The following is a 16,701-nucleotide window of genomic DNA, read 5'->3' as shown; positions in this document are numbered from 1 at the left end:
TTGCCCACGGATTCAAGCCTGCGTTCGGCCAGCGTGGTTTAACGGGGCGCCTAAGATCAAGATCAAAAGCCAGATCAAGGGCGACTCGCTTCGCATCGTGGTTAGCGTTGGGTGCTACCGCGTTGTGTCGATACCTATGGCTGTCAGGTGCCCGCGGGGGCATCCGGCACGTGCGGCAGCGGCGTACCCTTGGGCCATAGCATCCAGATCTGTCCCTGCTGCTTCATGTTCCCCGCCAACTCGCCTGCTGCTTCGCCTGTGCCCCAGAACAAATCTGCGCGTACTTCTCCGGTGATGGCGCCGCCGGTGTCTTGGGCTGCGACGGGTCTGGCGATCGGTGAGCCGTCGGGTTTGGTGGTGGACAGCCACAACAGACTCCCCAGCGGAATCACCTTGCGGTCAACCGCTACGCTGTATCCTGCTGTCAAGGGCACGTTCAGCGAGCCGCGCGGCCCTTCATTGCTGTCGGGGCGGGCGCTGAAGAACACGTAGCTGGGGTTGCTCGCCAGCAGTTCGGGGATGCGTTGCGGGTGCGCCTTGGCCCAGGCGCTGATGGCGGCCATGCTCACGTCTTCCTTTTTCAGCTCGCCCTGCTCGACCAGCCAGCGACCGATAGGGCGATAGGGATAGCCGTTCTGGTCGGCATAACCCACGCGCAGTTGACGACCATCGGCCAGTTGAATACGCCCGGAGCCCTGGATCTGCAGGAACTGCAGGTCCATCGGGTCGGTCAGCCAGGCGATCGGCTTGGCGCTCGAGCCTTGGCCGTTGAGGGTGCCGGCATCGTCATATGGCTTGAGCACGCGGCCCTCCAGGCGACCGCGCAGGCGTTTGCCCTTGAGTTCCGGGTAGATGGCTTCCAGGTTGACGATAATCAGGTCGTCCGGCACGCCATACACCGGCACATGGGCGGTGGCGGTTTCGGTGAGGCTGCCGGGGTAGACCGGCTCGTAGTAGCCGGTGATCAGGCCGTTCGGCGTGTTGTCGGCTGAACGCAGGCCAAATACATCCAGGCGCTCCTTGAGGAACCCGCGAACCGCCACGGCATCGCCCGGCACGCTCGCTGCGGCTGCGCAAGTCGCACCCCAGACCGGGTCGGCCTTGAGGCGCTGGCAGGCACTGCGCCAGGATTCGAAACCCGCCAGCAGATCGCTGTCGGAAACAGACGGCAGCGCCTCCCACGGCGCGCTCACGTAAGTGGCGACGGCATGGGGTTTGGCGGCTTCTTCTTTGGCGGGCTCTTTGCCCGCGTCCTTGCCCAGGTCGCAGCCGGCCAGCAGCGCGATCATCGGCAGAGCCCACGCCAGGCGGCTCCAGGGTTTCCAATTGTCATTCATGCACGTAATTCCTGAAGCGATTGCCCGGGCTTTATCGCGTTGGGCAACCCTTATTATTAATAGGGCTATTGGTCTTTGCGGACGAGGCGGGGATACTGGCCGCCGTTTCCCGTGACCCTGAGCCACCATGACTTTTAAACATATGACGGTTGTAGTGCTGGCCTGCCTGGCCTTGTCCGCCTGCGGCGGTGTTGACCCCAATTCGCCCCTGGGCCAGCGCAAGGCGATCTTCAAGCAGATGCTCAAGACCAGCGAAGACCTGGGTGGCATGTTGCGCGGGCGTATCCCGTTCGACGGCGCCCGGTTTGCCGACGGCGCGGTCAAGCTGGACGTGTTGGCCCATGAACCCTGGCAGCACTTCCCGAGCGTACGTGAAGACGACCACACCAGTGCCAGGGACGAAGTGTGGCAAAAGCAGGCGCAATTCCAGCAACTGGCTCGCGACCTTGAAGCGGCCACCGGTGAATTGGTGACCGCAAGCCGCGTCCAGCCCTATAAGGCCGGCAGCCTTCAACCTGCGGTGCAGAAAGTCGAAGATGCCTGCAGCGCTTGCCATAAGCAGTTCCGGGACCATTGAGCGGTTTTACTGGTCGAGTTCTTCCACCGCATCCTGCAACTCTTTGCGCGATTCGGCGAGCTTGTCCTTGCGCTTGTTGATCTTGTCCGCATCGCCTTTTTTCATGGCCTTGTCGAGGTCGGCTTGACGGCGGCTGACTTCGTGCTTGGCATCGAGCACCTTGTTTTCGCGCTCTTTCTTCAGCGATGCGTCAGTGCAGTTGGCGGTGACCTCGCTCAGGGCTTTTTCCAGCCCGGCCTGTTGGGCGCTGTTGCCATGGGCCTTGGCCTGTTCGATCTGGGTACTGATGGCTTGGCGCTTGGCGGCGCAGCCTGTCAGTTGGGGGGCTTCGTCGGCGGCCAGCAGCGGCGTGGTCGTGAAGCTTGCGAAGGTGAGTAACGCAAGAGGGGCAAGAAATTTCATATAAGGGCTCCAAGGTAGCAATCAGAGGGCCGGGCCGGTTTCAAAAACCGTCTATGCCGGCGCCATGTAATATTTCAGCCAATGCTTGTACCTGCGGGTCGCGGAAAAAAGCGCTCAGTTGCGCTGCGCGTCCCGGGCCGATGCCGTCAGAGGCCAGCCAGGCTTGGGTGTCTTTGGCGACCAGCGTATGCCAGTCGCCCTGCAGGTTGTTGCGCGCCGCGGGCGGCACCCCCAATGCTTTGAGCCATTGTGCAAAAGGCCGTTTGCGGGCGCTGTGAATACTGTCGAGCACCCGCGTACGGGTGCGTTCGCCGAAGCCATCAATGTTAGCAAGCTCTGCCGCATCCAGGGTCAACCAATCGAGAAAGCCTGCGATTAGACCGGCCTGGATCAATACGTTCCAGGTCTCACGCCCCATATGGGGCAAGGCCAGGCCCTGGTTGCTGCTCAGCCAGGTGAGGCGCGAGAGCAGTTGCTCCTCGCAACCCGGGTCCAGTTGCCAGCAACTCAAGGCATGAAAGTCGCGAGTATCGGGCACCGGCACTTCCACCCGGGTCTTGTTACGCAGGACCACCTCATCGAGCCGGGGAATGACCTGGCCGGCCAGGCTGATGGACACTTGGTCGCCGGGACGGATGTCCAGGTTCTGCCAGTTTTTCAGCGAGCCTGCGCTGACCCGCCTGATTTGCCGATCATCCAGCCACACGGGGTCCAGTTCGAGAATCGGTGTGATACGCCCGGTACGCCCGATCCTGAACTGCACCTTGCGCACCAGCGCCAACGCCTTGCTCACCGGGTACTTCCAGGCCACGGCCCAGTAGGGTGCGCTGGCTTTCCAGCGTTTGGCCGGCGCGCGCGCCGCCTGATGCAACACCACGCCATCGCTGGCGAACGGCAGCGGATGGTTGTACCAATGCAGACGCCAACGCGCGGCATCGCTGATGCTGGCGATGGACTGGCTATACCGCTGGCTGTCGGTAAACCCCCACCGCGCCAGCGTGGCCAGGCGCTCGGTGAAGCTGGCCGGGCCCTCGGGCCAGGCCCACACGAACAGCCCGATCCCGCCTGCCTCGGTGTCGCTCAATTGCCGTCGGTTCATCAAGCCAGCCACTTTACTGCGCGCGTTGAGCCCGCCCTGTGCGGACTGTACGTGGTCGTCGAGGCGCCAGTAGAGCTCGCCTTGCAGTACCGCATCGACCGGCTCCGACAGTTGCTGGACGATACCCGGGATTCTGCGGGCGCCAGCGGACCAATCGTGACCGAGCAGGCCGTCGCCGCGGCTGATGAGTTGGTGCAAGCGGCCTTTGCGATACACCAGGGTCACGGCGACGCCGTCGACCTTGGGTTGAATCCAGACCTCCTGTCGGGTGCTGAGCCAATCACCCACTTCGGATGCGTCCAACAGCTTCTCCAGCCCGGTATGGGCGACCGGATGGCGGACTGTGCCACGAGCGCTTGCCAGCGGATTGTCAGCCCTGGGTGTGGGTTGCAGCGCGCATTTGCGCCAATGGGCCAGGCGACGCCGGGCCTGGTCGTACAGTTCATCGCTGATGGGGGATTGACCCTGTCGGTGGTAGGCGTCATCCCATTGGCTGACCTGCCTGGCCAACGTGTCGATTTGCGCTCGGACATCATCGGGGCAGTCTTCGGCCCAGGCCCGGCACGCTAGAAAGCTGATCAGGAAAATCATCAACAGACGCATCGTGAGCATCCTTGCTCGGAAAGGGTGCTCAGCCTAAGTGATCGGCACGGCCACAAAAAAGCCCCGACCGAGCGGGGCTTTTTACCGGGTGTTTCTGCTTGGGTGAACAGGCCGCCCCACGCGTGCGGCGCGTCGTTGTTATGCGTCTCGGCGCCGCGCTTTTGCTGGCCCGCGTCGACTTCGGCCGTGGTTTCAACGATTTTGTTGCAACCTTTGAGAAACGAAAAAGCCCCACCGGGCGAACCCGGCGGGGCTTTGGCGGCCGCGAGCGATTACAGGCCGGCAGCGGTCCGCAGGTCGTTGGCGCGGTCGGTTTTTTCCCAGGTGAAGGTGGTGAAGGTGTCGTCGCCGACCGTCTTCTGCGCAGGGGTACGGCCGAAGTGGCCGTAGGCTGCGGTTTCCTTGTACATCGGGTGCAGCAGGTCGAGCATGGTGGTGATCGCGTAAGGGCGCAGGTCGAAAATCTCACGCACCAACTTGACGATCTTGTCATCGCTGATCTTGCCGGTACCGAAGGTATTCAGCGAGATGGACGTCGGCTGGGCTACGCCAATGGCGTAGGACACCTGGATCTCGCAACGCTCGGCCAGGCCTGCGGCGACGATGTTCTTGGCCACGTAGCGACCGGCGTAGGCGGCGGAACGGTCAACCTTGGAAGGGTCTTTGCCCGAAAATGCACCACCGCCGTGGCGGGCCATGCCGCCGTAGCTGTCGACGATGATCTTGCGACCGGTCAGGCCGCAGTCACCCACCGGGCCACCAATGATGAACTGGCCGGTCGGGTTGATATGGAACTGGGTGTCCTTGGTGAGCAGTTCGGCCGGCAGCACGTGCTTGACGATCAGCTCCATCACGCCTTCGCGCAGGTCTTTGTAGGAAACGTCCGGGTTGTGCTGGGTGGACAGTACGACGGCGTCGATACCGACCACTTTGCCGCCGTCGTAGCGGCAGGTGACCTGGGACTTGGCGTCCGGGCGCAGCCATGGCAACAGCCCGGATTTGCGCGCTTCGGCCTGGCGCTGCACCAACTGGTGGGAGAAGGTGATAGGCGCAGGCATCAGCACGTCGGTTTCATTGCTGGCGTAGCCGAACATCAGGCCCTGGTCGCCGGCGCCCTGATCTTCAGGCTTGGCGCGGTCGACGCCCTGGTTGATGTCGGGGGACTGCTTGCCGATGATGTTCATCACGCCGCAGGTTGCGCCGTCAAAGCCCACGTCGGAGCTGGTGTAGCCGATGTCGGTGATCACGTCGCGCACGATCTGTTCCAGATCGACCCAGGCCGTGGTGGTGACTTCGCCGGCGATGATCGCCACGCCCGTTTTCACCAGAGTCTCGCACGCCACACGGGCGAACTTGTCTTCAGCAATGATGGCGTCCAGCACCGCGTCAGAAATCTGGTCGGCGATTTTGTCCGGATGCCCTTCAGACACGGACTCGGAGGTGAAAAGGGAGTATTCGCTCATCTCGATGTTTTCCTGATATTTACCGATGGTGAGTGTCGCCAGCCGGTCGCTGAAAATGGCGGACCTGAATCTGGAAACCATTACGTAAACCTACATAGAGGCTTTCCCCGGGAACGAGTCCCGCAGCGGTGGCCCAACGGGCCAGATCGTCCTGTTCAAAACCCAGCCAGAGATCACCGCAGGCCTCCTTGGCCCAATTCTGGTTGTGGCTGCATAAATCCGTCACCAGCAGGCTACCGCCGGGGTGCAACAGCCCGGCCATTTGCCTGAGCGCATCGGCCGGGGCGGCGAAATGGTGCAAGACCATGTTCAGCACCACGCAATCGGCCTGCAGGCGGGTGTCACTCAGGGCGTCGGCCAGTTGCAGGCTGACATTGGCCAACGCTTCGCGCTCACACAACTGGCGGGCCAGTTCGAGCATCGCCGGGCTGTTGTCCAGTGCCGTCACCTGCCCGAAGCGTCGCGCCAGGTCCGGCAGAAAACCGCCGTCGCCAGGGCCCACTTCCAAGGCCGTGGCCTTATCACTGAAGCTCAGCTTGTCCAACAGCGCCAGTACGCTTTCGCGGTACTGGGGCAAGCCGGCGATCAGGTCCTGCTGGGCGCGAAACTTGTCGGCGACCCGGGAGAAAAAGTCCTGGCTGGCGGCAGCACGTTGCCCATGCACCTGGGCGATCCGCGCTTGCACAGCGCCGGGCAGGCCCAGGTTGTCGACTTCTTCGAGCAGCGCCGCGTGCAATTTGCCGCCGAGCAACTCGGTGTGGGGCAGGGCGCGGCGGTAAAAAATCGCATTGCCTTCGCGGCGAGTGGCCACCAGGTCGGCCTGGGCCAGTACCTTCAAATGATGGCTCATGCCGGACTGGCCGATGGCGAAGATCTGCGCCAGTTCCAGTACCCCGAATGAATCATTGGCCAGTGCGCGCAATACGTTCAAGCGCAACGGATCACCCGCAGCCTTGCAAAGGGCTGCCAGTTCATCGCTGTCGGCGGGAAGCAGGGAGGGCACGGGTAGGTTCATAAGGCCAGCAGTCTAGAGACGGGTGGTACTCGCCGCAAGGCCAATATCAAAAAGTTTTGATATTGATCGATAAGTGGCGGTTATAAGCAGCCGCTATTGCCTTTAGACGAACCCGCAGCGCAATTGTGCAAGGGATCGGCGCGCAAACCGCGGGAAAAACCTGCTCAAGTGACTATCTGTCATTGCCCGCAGGCGGTGGCTGAGGGAAAATGCCGGTCCTTTTTTCCGTTTCCTTATTCAAGCCCCCAGGAGATCAGCGATGCCCAGCCGTCGTGAGCGTGCCAACGCCATTCGTGCCCTCAGCATGGATGCCGTGCAAAAAGCCAACAGCGGCCATCCCGGTGCCCCGATGGGCATGGCGGATATCGCCGAGGTACTTTGGCGTGACTACCTGAAACACAACCCGAGCAATCCATCGTTCGCCGACCGTGACCGCTTCGTGCTGTCCAACGGCCATGGCTCGATGTTGATCTATTCGCTGCTGCACCTGACCGGCTATGACGTCACCATCGACGACCTCAAAAGCTTCCGTCAACTGCACAGCCGCACCCCCGGCCACCCTGAATTCGGCTACACCCCAGGCGTCGAGACCACCACTGGTCCCCTGGGCCAGGGCCTGGCCAACGCTGTCGGCTTCGCGCTGGCTGAAAAAGTCCTGGGCGCGCAGTTCAACCGCCCCGGCCATGACATCGTCGACCACCATACCTACGTGTTCCTCGGTGATGGCTGCATGATGGAAGGCATTTCCCACGAAGTCGCCTCCCTGGCCGGCACGCTGGGCCTGGGCAAGCTGATTGCCTTCTACGATGACAACGGCATCTCCATCGACGGCGAAGTCGAAGGCTGGTTCACCGATGACACCCCCAAGCGTTTCGAAGCCTACAACTGGCAGGTAATCCGCAACGTCGACGGCCACGATCCGGAAGAAATCAAGATCGCCATCGACACCGCCCGCAAGAGCGCGCAGCCGACCCTGATCTGCTGCAAGACCACCATCGGTTTCGGTTCGCCGAACAAGCAAGGCAAGGAAGACTGCCACGGCGCCCCACTGGGTGACGCGGAAATCGCCCTGACCCGTGAAGCGCTGAAGTGGACCCACGGCCCGTTTGAAATCCCGGCCGATATCTACGCCGAATGGGATGCCAAGGAAAAAGGCCTGGCCGCCGAAGCCGAGTGGGACCAGCGTTTCGCTGCCTACTCCGCCGAATTCCCGGAGCTGGCCAATGAACTGGTACGTCGCCTGGCCGGTGACCTGCCTGCCGACTTCTCGGAAAAAGCCTCCGCCTACATCGCCGAAGTCGCGGCCAAGGGCGAGACCATCGCCAGCCGTAAAGCCAGCCAGAACACCCTGAACGCCTTCGGCCCGCTGCTGCCCGAGTTCCTCGGCGGTTCGGCCGACCTGGCCGGTTCCAACCTGACCCTGTGGAAAGGCTGCAAAGGCGTGTCGGCTGAAGACGCCAGCGGCAACTACATGTACTACGGCGTACGCGAGTTCGGCATGAGCGCCATCATGAACGGCGTGTCCCTGCACGGTGGCCTGGTGCCTTACGGCGCGACCTTCCTGATGTTCATGGAATACGCCCGTAACGCCGTACGCATGGCCGCGCTGATGAAGAAGCGTGTGATCCATGTGTACACCCACGACTCCATCGGCCTGGGTGAAGACGGCCCGACGCACCAGCCGGTCGAGCAACTGACCAGCCTGCGCACTACGCCGAACCTGGATTGCTGGCGCCCCGCCGACGCGGTGGAATCCGCCGTGGCCTGGAAGCACGCCATCGAGCGCAAGGATGGCCCTTCGGCGCTGATCTTCTCGCGTCAGAACCTGCAACACCAGGTGCGGACCGACGCGCAGATCGCCGACATCAGCCGTGGTGGTTATGTGCTCAAGGACTGCATCGGCGAGCCGGAACTGATCCTGATCTCCACCGGTTCCGAAGTGGGCCTGACCGTCCAGGCCTACGACAAGCTGACCGCGCAAGGTCGCAACGTTCGCGTTGTGTCCATGCCGTGCACCAGCGTGTTCGAAGCCCAGGACGCCGGCTACAAGCAATCGGTACTGCCGTTGCAGGTCAGCGCGCGTATCGCTGTCGAAGCGGCCCACGCTGACTACTGGTACAAGTACGTGGGCCTGGAAGGACGCGTGATCGGCATGACCACCTACGGTGAGTCGGCGCCGGCGCCAGCGTTGTTCGAAGAGTTCGGTTTCACCTTGGAAAACATTCTGGGTCAGGCTGAAGAGCTGCTGGAAGACTAAGGCGCTAACGCGGTGGCCCACTGGCCACCGCCTCTACTGTAGGAGCGAGCTTGCTCGCGAAGATCGTCAACGATAACGCAGCGTTTCTGGTTTAACGCGGCGCTCTCAAGTTCTTCGCGAGCAAGCTCGCTCCTACAGTTTGTGTCGCCCACAATGCGAGAACCCCATGCCCCAACCGCGTCCCTACAAAGTTGCACTCAACGGCTACGGCCGCATTGGTCGTTGCGTCTTGCGTGCGCTGTTCGAGCGAGGGGCGGCGGCCGGGTTTGAAATTGTCGCGATCAACGATCTGGCCGACATGGCCAGCATCGAATACTTGACACGCTTTGACTCCACCCACGGCCGTTTCCCCGGCGAAGTGCGGATCGAAGGTGATTGTCTGCATATTAATGGCAGCTGCGTGCAGGTCTTGCGCAGCGCCACCCCTGAAGGCATCGACTGGAAAGCACTGGGCGTCGACCTGGTGCTGGAATGTTCCGGTGTCTATAACACCCGTGCCGACGGCCAGCGTTTTCTCGACGCCGGCGCACCGCGCGTGCTGTTTTCCCAGCCGATGGCCAGCGAGGCCGACGTGGACGCCACCATCGTCTACGGCATCAACCAGGATTGCCTGACCGGCGCTGAGCTGCTGGTGTCCAATGCCTCGTGCACCACCAACTGCAGCGTGCCGTTGTTGCGCCTGCTGGATCAGGCGATCGGCATCGATTACGTGTCGATCACCACGATTCACTCGGCGATGAACGACCAGCCGGTGATCGACGCCTATCATCATGAAGACCTGCGCCGCACGCGCTCGGCATTCCAGTCGGTGATTCCGGTGTCCACCGGCCTGGCCCGCGGCATCGAGCGACTGTTGCCGGAACTTGCCGGACGAATCCAGGCCAAAGCCGTACGGGTGCCGACGGTGAATGTGTCTTGCCTGGACATCACCCTGCAAACCGTCAGCGACACCGATGCGACGGAGGTCAACCGGATCCTGCGCGACGCCGCCACCCGCGGCCCGCTCAAAGGCCTGCTGGCTTACACCGAGTTGCCGCACGCCAGTTGTGATTTCAACCATGACCCGCATTCGGCCATTGTCGATGCCAGCCAGACCCGCGTTTCCGGCCCGAGGCTGGTGAACATCCTGGCCTGGTTCGACAACGAATGGGGCTTTGCCAACCGCATGCTTGATGTGGCAGAACACTATCTGCACATCGCCGCTAAACAACCTCAACAGTAACTCAGGAACTGCGACCCATGACCGTGTTGAAGATGACCGACCTCGATCTGCAAGGTAAGCGCGTACTGATTCGCGAAGACCTCAACGTCCCAGTCAAGGACGGTGTTGTCACCAGCGATGCGCGAATCCTGGCCTCGCTGCCGACCATCAAGCTGGCCCTGGAAAAAGGCGCGGCCGTGATGGTCTGCTCCCACCTGGGCCGTCCGACCGAAGGCGAGTTTTCCGCCGAAAACAGCCTCAAGCCGGTCGCCGAGTACCTGAGCAAGGCCCTGGGCCGTGACGTGCCGTTGGTCGCAGATTACCTGGGTGGCGTGGACGTGAAAGCCGGCGACATCGTGCTGTTCGAAAACGTGCGCTTCAACAAGGGCGAGAAAAAGAACAGCGACGAACTGGCCCAGCAGTACGCAGCATTGTGCGACGTGTTCGTGATGGACGCCTTTGGCACCGCCCACCGCGCCGAAGGTTCGACCCACGGCGTGGCCAAGTTCGCCAAGGTCGCCGCGGCCGGCCCGCTGCTGGCGGCTGAGCTGGATGCGTTGGGCAAGGCCCTGGGCGCCCCGGCGCAACCGATGGCTGCCATCGTCGCGGGTTCCAAGGTCTCCACCAAGCTGGACGTGCTCAACAGCCTCAGCCAGATCTGCAACCAGTTGATCGTCGGCGGCGGCATTGCCAACACCTTCCTGGCTGCAGCGGGTCACCCGGTGGGCAAGTCCCTGTACGAGCCGGACCTGCTGGACACCGCCCGCGCCATCGCCGCCAAAGTCAGCGTGCCGCTGCCGGTGGACGTGGTGGTCGCCAAGGAATTTGCTGAAAGCGCCGAAGCGACCGTCAAGCTGATCGCTGACGTGGCCGACGACGACATGATCCTGGACATCGGCCCGCAAACCGCAGCCAACTTCGCTGAACTGTTGAAAGCTTCCCAGACCATCCTGTGGAATGGCCCGGTCGGCGTCTTCGAATTCGACCAATTCGGCAATGGCACCAAAGTATTGGCCAAAGCCATTGCTGAAAGCTCCGCATTTTCCATCGCCGGCGGCGGTGACACCCTGGCGGCCATCGATAAATATGGCGTTGCTGATCAGATCTCCTACATTTCTACCGGTGGCGGTGCGTTCCTTGAATTCGTCGAGGGCAAGGTACTGCCGGCCGTGGAAGTGCTGGAAACCCGGGCCAAGGGTTAAGGCGCGCGTGATCAGGAAAAGGAGCGTTCCCATGATCAAGTCGTTGGCACTGGTGATCGCAGCGGGCCTGTTGGCCGGCTGCGGCAGCACGCCGAGTGCGGCGCCCGAGGCGGAAAAGGCCTCGGCACCGCTTAAAAAAAGCTGCTACCAGGCTGACTGGCAAGCCGAGACCATGCCGGTGATCAACAAGCGCATCGGCAACGAACGGCTGGAGAAATACGACTCCGCGCCCAACGGTCAGGAACAGGGTTGCCCATGACGGGTCTGATCCACTAACCCACAGCAACGGCGGCCCCTGGTCGCCCTGCGAGGATTGGCAATGAAAGGCGTTTTCGCCCTGGCAACCCTGGCCTTGTTGGCCGGTTGCAGCAGCATGAGCATGTTCGACAAGGCAGAGCCTGCAGACAAGTGGACCACCTGGACCTGCGACAGCAAGGCCGAGGTCAACTGGCGCTTTGTCAATCAGGACCGCAGCGAGGTGGATGTACGTCTCGGTGGTTCGGACCGGGTCTACCGCCTCAAGCAGGACGTGGCGGCATCGGGCGCGCTGTACAGCGACGGCCAGCTGGCCTTTCACACCAAGGGTGAGGAAGGCCTGGTGTATTGGGTGGCCACGGATGATTTGATTGGGCGCGGCTGCAAGGCCAACTGAGATCTGTCATGAGATGAGATCCAAATGTGGGAGGGGGCTTGCCCCCGATTGCGGTGTGTCAGTCAGCACTTGGGTGTCAGGCTGACCGCTATCGGGAGCAAGCCCCCTCCCACATTGATTCGGTTTCAACTTGGAATTTGAGTCGGCTACACCAGCAATAACGATTCAGCAGCTCAAGCTCAACCCCTTGATCTGCAATAACTTGAATAGCAGCCGCCGCTACGGCAGGCTTGCACGATTAACGACCCTCGATCGGGAGAGACAACACAATGGCACTTATCAGCATGCGTCAAATGCTGGACCACGCAGCCGAGTTCGGCTACGGCGTTCCAGCCTTTAACGTCAACAACCTTGAGCAGATGCGCGCCATCATGGAAGCCGCTGACAAGACCGACTCCCCCGTGATCGTCCAGGCTTCGGCCGGTGCCCGCAAATACGCCGGCGCGCCGTTCCTGCGCCACCTGATCCTTGCCGCCATTGAAGAATTCCCGCACATCCCGGTGTGCATGCACCAGGACCACGGCACCAGCCCTGACGTGTGCCAGCGCTCCATCCAACTGGGCTTCAGCTCGGTGATGATGGACGGCTCCCTGGGCGAGGACGGCAAGACCCCGACCGATTACGAGTACAACGTACGCGTGACCCAGCAAACCGTGGCCATGGCTCATGCCTGCGGCGTGTCGGTAGAAGGCGAACTGGGCTGCCTGGGCTCCCTGGAAACCGGCATGGCCGGTGAAGAAGACGGCATCGGCGCCGAAGGCGTGCTCGATCACAGCCAGATGCTGACCGACCCGGAAGAGGCTGCGGACTTCGTCAAGAAGACCCAGGTCGACGCCCTGGCCATCGCCATCGGCACCAGCCACGGCGCCTACAAGTTCACCAAGCCGCCTACCGGCGACGTGTTGGCGATTGATCGCATCAAGGAAATCCACAAGCGCATCCCCAACACCCACCTGGTGATGCACGGCTCTTCCTCGGTACCGCAAGAGTGGCTGGCGATCATCAACCAGTACGGCGGCGACATCAAAGAGACCTACGGCGTGCCGGTTGAAGAAATCGTCGAAGGCATCAAGTACGGCGTGCGCAAGGTCAACATCGATACTGACCTGCGCCTGGCGTCCACGGGTGCGATGCGTCGCCTGATGGCGACCAATCCGAGCGAATTCGATCCGCGTAAATTCTTCGGTGCGACCGTGACCGCGATGCGTGATGTGTGTATCGCGCGTTATGAAGCATTTGGTACCGCCGGTAATGCTTCGAAGATCAAGCCGATTTCTTTGGAGGCTATGTATCAGCGGTATTTGAAGGGTGAGTTGAACGCTAAGGTGAACTGAGTCTTAAGCGTTTAACTAAGGAAGCCCGCAGCGATGCGGGCTTTTTTTTGCCTTGGGTTTGATCAGGCGGCGTGGGGCGTATCGAAACCACGCTGTTCAATCACTCGAAACACATCACTCACATCCTGCACCAGAATGCGTGCGGTATTGGCCGCGTTGTTCAGGTCGCGCTCGGCGAAGTCCGGCAGGCTGGAGCAAGCCATGAGGTTGAGGTGTTCGAGGGCGGCGTTGAGGCGTTCGCGCAGGCAGGCGTGGAGGTCCAGCAGTGGGGCGTTGCTGTCTATCAAGAGAACGGGCGAATCGGTCGCGGACTCAGTGCAGGGATAAAAACGGCGGGGCGGAAGTTGGTTGTTCATGGCAAATCCTTAACTCGAAAGAAGAATAGCCACCGTTTGCTGCGAAACAAATTGGGTGGCAGCTGTACGCGGGTTCGCAGACCGAGGAGTTAAGACCCGGCAGACCCGAAGGTCTCCCACGCACAGCCGCCATAACAAAGACGACCTTCGGCTGGGAGCCTGGGCTGTTTTGACGGATGCGGAATTAACTCTGTAGGGCTGCGAAACCCTGTCGCCGATCAATGCCAGCGATGGAGCGAACTATAAGCGGCCATCTGTCTGGCCGCAACGGTACTGTAGGACGAACACCGGCCTCTCAGGCCAGGCAGGACAACTGTGGGAGGGGGCTTGCCCCCGATTGCGGAGTGTCAGCATGCACAGTCGGCGGCTGGCCCACCGCTATCGGGGGCAAGCCCCCTCCCACAGGGTATTCAAGCGTCTGGACTTATCCTCGCGCTCATCGGACATGGCCTACTCGCATTGAGGCCAATCCGTTACTCGTGAGCAGACGCTCGTCGGCAATTGCATCAGACGTATGGTGATTGAAATGTCCGTTATAACGGACATAATCAGATTAATTTCATTAAAAGTTCTGTATAGGTGACATTTTGCTCATCACTACTCCCCCGGCTTTTGGCGAGCGGATCAGGCAATTGCGCCGGGCGAAGCACTACAGTCAGCAGCAACTCGCGGAAAAAGCGCGGTGCAGCCGTAAAACCATCATCGACCTGGAAGCGGGGGAAAACGTCGCCATGTACACCGCCTTCAGGGTGATTATGGCGTTGGGAATGGCATTGGAAGTGGTTGACCGGCGAATCGATCTCAAATCCCTTGCCGAGTTGGTAGAGCACGATGAGTAAAATCAAGCGGCTTAACATTGCCACACCTCAAGGCAATGCGGGTGAACTGTCCGAGGGGTCGCAGTTTTCCTTCGCCTATGCGTCGGCCGAGGCGTCTCGTGAGGTGTCATTGGTCATGCCTTACGACCCGACGCCTACGGTCAGTAATGTTCTGCATCCAATTTTCGATATGAATGTGCCCGAAGGTTTTCTGGCTGATCAAATCAAGCGCCGCATGGCCAAGCATATGCAGGTGGACGAAATGCGCCTGCTGTCGATCATTGGAGGTAACCAGATTGGTCGGCTGAGTTATGAGAATCCTGTAGAAGCATCGGTCCCTGTTAAAGCTCAGGTGGGATTGCAGGAGATATTGTCAGCACAGGGCTCGCAGGGTGTGTTCGATTTCCTGGTAGACACCTATTTTGAATCAGGTATTTCGGGAGTGCAGCCCAAGGTGCTGGTGCCTGATCTGGACAAGCTCAAAGGCAACCGCAAAACCATGCTCAGCTCTGACCTGATTGTAAAATCCGGCGCAGATGAATATGCCCACCTGGCGCAAAACGAATTCCTCTGTTTAGAAGCAGCTCGCCTTTGCGGCTTGGAAACGCCGCGTTTCTGGCTCTCCGACAGTGGTGATCTTTTTGTCATGGAGCGCTTTGATCTGACACCGTCCGGCAGGTTGGGCTTTGAGGACATGGCTGTATTGCTGGGATTGAACAAGGATCCTCACGACAACTACAAATATTCCCAAAGTTACGAAACGCTCGCCGCGGTGATCCGCGAGGTTTGCGGCCAGGGCGATGTGTTGCGTGAGCTCGAACGTTTTTTCTCTATGATTTGCCTGTCGGTCATGGTGCGCAACGGCGATGCCCATCTGAAAAATTTCGGCGTGCTCTATACCCATCCGGGCTCCCCCGAAACCGCGCAGTTGGCGCCTGTGTTCGATGTCACAACCACCACGGCCTATGAACACTACAATCCGAAATCCGGCCAGGCATTGGTTGATCGCACGTTGGCAATCAAGATGAACAAAACCAAGGCGTACCCTGACCGTCAGCAACTGATTGAGTTTGGTCGCAAGCACTGCGGTGTAGCAGCCCCAGGCGTGATCATCGAGCGTATTGCAGACGCGATGTCCGAGGCGCTTGGCGCCCATCAGACGCGAGTTGATGTTGAGCTTTTTTCCACAATGCGCAAGGAGTGGGACGCGGGCCGTGCGATGGCGTTACACGACTCGGTGGCGGCGGGTATGCGACGCAAGCCGGTGGTAAAGCCTTTGCATTAAGGCTTGTGGAAAACCCGCACGATTGCGGTGTGTCAGCAAACGGAGTGGGTGACTGGCCCACCGCCATCGGGGGCAAGCCCCCTCCCACAGGTGGACTGCAGTGGCTTCAAGGCCTGGGAACGGTCCCTGGGTTTATCAGACCTTGCCTGCATACGCTGGGCCGATCCGTTTTACTCGTGATCAATATCCAACTTGGCAAACGTCACCCGTGCGCCTTCCTTGCTGTCCCCACTGTTGTCCTGCACATACACCCCCGCCTTGAAGTACAGCGGTTTGTCGCCCCAGGCCGCGCCGATGCGATCATTCCACTCGCTGTCGGCCGCGTTCACGCTGAGCAATCCGGCCTTGTTGAGGTTGATCACATAGGTAAAGCTCTTCTCCAGGGGCACGTTGGAGGCGACCGTGATGACCCTGCTTTCGGATTCATCCGGGCGCATGCGCACTTTGGCGACGATGTTGCCGGTCTGGGTTTTTTCCTTGAATTGGTACTCCAGCTTGATCAGGGGTTTCTGGCTGTCATAGGCATGGATCTGGCCGATCACGACCTTGCCGCTGGACGGCACCTGGTTGACGGTGAGCGTGGCGCGCAGGAAGTTGTCGGCCTCGGGGTAGGTCCAGTTGCGCAGGCGCCCGTCGGCGTAGGTTTCGCGCAGTTCGCTGCGCGGGTAGATGGCGTTTTCGGTGCGGGTGCCGGTGACGGGCGTCCAGAACTGCACATCGCTGCCTTCGGCCAGGAAGTACTGGTCATTGAAGCCGCTGAGCAGCTTCGGGGTTTCGATGGTCGTGGGCGGGGAGCCGACCGGAATGCTCAGGTTCCAGGTGGAAAGGTCGATCATGGTGTTGGCCTTTTGACGAGGGGTGAACGCTTTAGCCCGAGGGCTGCACAGGTTCTTTATAGGTGGTGTTAACCCACTTGTTAAACGCTGGCTGGCGATTTATTGGCGTCAGAGGAATGCCAAAAAGCCATGTTGCCCATGGTACGCGGGCTGTAGCGCCTTACCGTTAGTCGGCTTCCCGGGGTTTGGCGCGATGATGGCACCGACGTTACTTCTGCTTTTATATTCCCGGGGCTAGAGTGAGGCCTCATTATTTGTCCGGTT

The 16,701-nt window shown here is 60.8% G+C and carries 16 protein-coding genes; 9 read left to right on the top strand and 7 right to left on the bottom strand.

All coding sequences use genetic code 11. From position 1 onward, the window contains the following. Positions 1 to 143: 143 nt before the first annotated feature. Positions 144 to 1,337: a murein transglycosylase A gene (locus BFP90_RS06795; protein ID WP_065896310.1), complete on the bottom strand. Its 1,194-nt coding sequence runs from the start codon at positions 1,335 to 1,337 to the stop codon at positions 144 to 146. Between the two features lie 127 nt (positions 1,338 to 1,464). Here BFP90_RS06795 and BFP90_RS06790 point away from each other — a divergent pair, with 127 nt between their 5' ends. Then, positions 1,465 to 1,914 carry a c-type cytochrome gene (locus tag BFP90_RS06790; protein WP_065892425.1) on the top strand — a complete coding sequence of 150 codons (450 nt, stop codon included), beginning with the start codon at positions 1,465 to 1,467 and terminating at the stop codon, positions 1,912 to 1,914. A 6-nt stretch (positions 1,915 to 1,920) separates the two neighbouring features. Here BFP90_RS06790 and BFP90_RS06785 read toward each other — a convergent pair whose 3' ends face one another. From BFP90_RS06785 to BFP90_RS06770, 4 genes are all read right to left on the bottom strand, one after another. Next, positions 1,921 to 2,316, bottom strand: coding sequence for a DUF1090 domain-containing protein (locus BFP90_RS06785; RefSeq protein WP_065892426.1), 396 nt, complete (start codon positions 2,314 to 2,316; stop codon positions 1,921 to 1,923). A gap of 40 nt (positions 2,317 to 2,356) precedes the next feature. Continuing rightward, positions 2,357 to 4,018 carry an NAD-dependent DNA ligase LigB gene (gene ligB, locus BFP90_RS06780; protein WP_065896309.1) on the bottom strand — a complete coding sequence of 554 codons (1,662 nt, stop codon included), beginning with the start codon at positions 4,016 to 4,018 and terminating at the stop codon, positions 2,357 to 2,359. A gap of 272 nt (positions 4,019 to 4,290) precedes the next feature. After that, positions 4,291 to 5,481 carry a methionine adenosyltransferase gene (metK, locus tag BFP90_RS06775; RefSeq protein WP_065892428.1) on the bottom strand — a complete coding sequence of 397 codons (1,191 nt, stop codon included), beginning with the start codon at positions 5,479 to 5,481 and terminating at the stop codon, positions 4,291 to 4,293. 19 nt (positions 5,482 to 5,500) lie between these two features. After that, positions 5,501 to 6,496: an ArsR/SmtB family transcription factor gene (locus BFP90_RS06770; RefSeq protein WP_065896308.1), complete on the bottom strand. Its 996-nt coding sequence runs from the start codon at positions 6,494 to 6,496 to the stop codon at positions 5,501 to 5,503. 259 nt (positions 6,497 to 6,755) lie between these two features. Between BFP90_RS06770 and tkt the strand changes: the two genes are divergently transcribed. The 6 genes from tkt to fba all read left to right on the top strand — a co-directional run bounded on the left by tkt (position 6,756) and on the right by fba (position 13,142). Further along, on the top strand, positions 6,756 to 8,753 hold the full coding sequence (gene tkt, locus BFP90_RS06765; protein WP_065892430.1) for a transketolase: 1,998 nt from the start codon (positions 6,756 to 6,758) through the stop codon (positions 8,751 to 8,753). 166 nt (positions 8,754 to 8,919) lie between these two features. Further along, positions 8,920 to 9,975 (top strand): erythrose-4-phosphate dehydrogenase, encoded by a 1,056-nt coding sequence (epd, locus tag BFP90_RS06760; protein WP_065885403.1) that lies wholly within the window; start codon positions 8,920 to 8,922, stop codon positions 9,973 to 9,975. 17 nt (positions 9,976 to 9,992) lie between these two features. Next, positions 9,993 to 11,156 (top strand): phosphoglycerate kinase, encoded by a 1,164-nt coding sequence (locus BFP90_RS06755; protein WP_015886293.1) that lies wholly within the window; start codon positions 9,993 to 9,995, stop codon positions 11,154 to 11,156. 31 nt (positions 11,157 to 11,187) lie between these two features. After that, entirely contained in the window at positions 11,188 to 11,415 is a 228-nt protein-coding gene (locus BFP90_RS06750) for a hypothetical protein (RefSeq protein WP_065885404.1), read from the top strand. Between the two features lie 60 nt (positions 11,416 to 11,475). Beyond that, positions 11,476 to 11,808, top strand: a complete 333-nt coding sequence (locus BFP90_RS06745) for an MliC family protein (protein WP_065896307.1) — start codon at positions 11,476 to 11,478, stop codon at positions 11,806 to 11,808. A gap of 269 nt (positions 11,809 to 12,077) precedes the next feature. Continuing rightward, positions 12,078 to 13,142 carry a class II fructose-bisphosphate aldolase gene (fba, locus tag BFP90_RS06740; RefSeq protein WP_003177554.1) on the top strand — a complete coding sequence of 355 codons (1,065 nt, stop codon included), beginning with the start codon at positions 12,078 to 12,080 and terminating at the stop codon, positions 13,140 to 13,142. Positions 13,143 to 13,204: 62 nt separating this feature from the next. Here fba and BFP90_RS06735 read toward each other — a convergent pair whose 3' ends face one another. After that, positions 13,205 to 13,498 carry a fructose-bisphosphate aldolase gene (locus tag BFP90_RS06735; RefSeq protein WP_065892434.1) on the bottom strand — a complete coding sequence of 98 codons (294 nt, stop codon included), beginning with the start codon at positions 13,496 to 13,498 and terminating at the stop codon, positions 13,205 to 13,207. Between the two features lie 587 nt (positions 13,499 to 14,085). On the opposite strand from BFP90_RS06735, the gene BFP90_RS06730 reads away from it, so the two are divergent. Continuing rightward, positions 14,086 to 14,337, top strand: coding sequence for a helix-turn-helix transcriptional regulator (locus BFP90_RS06730; protein ID WP_065896306.1), 252 nt, complete (start codon positions 14,086 to 14,088; stop codon positions 14,335 to 14,337). Further along, positions 14,330 to 15,601 (top strand): type II toxin-antitoxin system HipA family toxin, encoded by a 1,272-nt coding sequence (locus tag BFP90_RS06725; protein WP_065896305.1) that lies wholly within the window; start codon positions 14,330 to 14,332, stop codon positions 15,599 to 15,601. The genes BFP90_RS06730 and BFP90_RS06725 overlap by 8 nt, the downstream gene beginning before the upstream one ends. A gap of 170 nt (positions 15,602 to 15,771) precedes the next feature. Here BFP90_RS06725 and BFP90_RS06720 read toward each other — a convergent pair whose 3' ends face one another. Then, positions 15,772 to 16,437: a polysaccharide lyase family 7 protein gene (locus BFP90_RS06720; RefSeq protein WP_065896304.1), complete on the bottom strand. Its 666-nt coding sequence runs from the start codon at positions 16,435 to 16,437 to the stop codon at positions 15,772 to 15,774. Positions 16,438 to 16,701 lie beyond the last annotated feature (264 nt).

Origin of the sequence: Pseudomonas sp. 24 E 13 (genome assembly GCF_900004715.1) — a bacterium.
Taxonomy (GTDB): Bacteria; Pseudomonadota; Gammaproteobacteria; order Pseudomonadales; family Pseudomonadaceae; genus Aquipseudomonas; species Aquipseudomonas orientalis_A.
The sequence above is the reverse complement of the archived record's forward strand: the minus strand, read 5'-3'. Positions and strand labels throughout refer to the sequence as shown.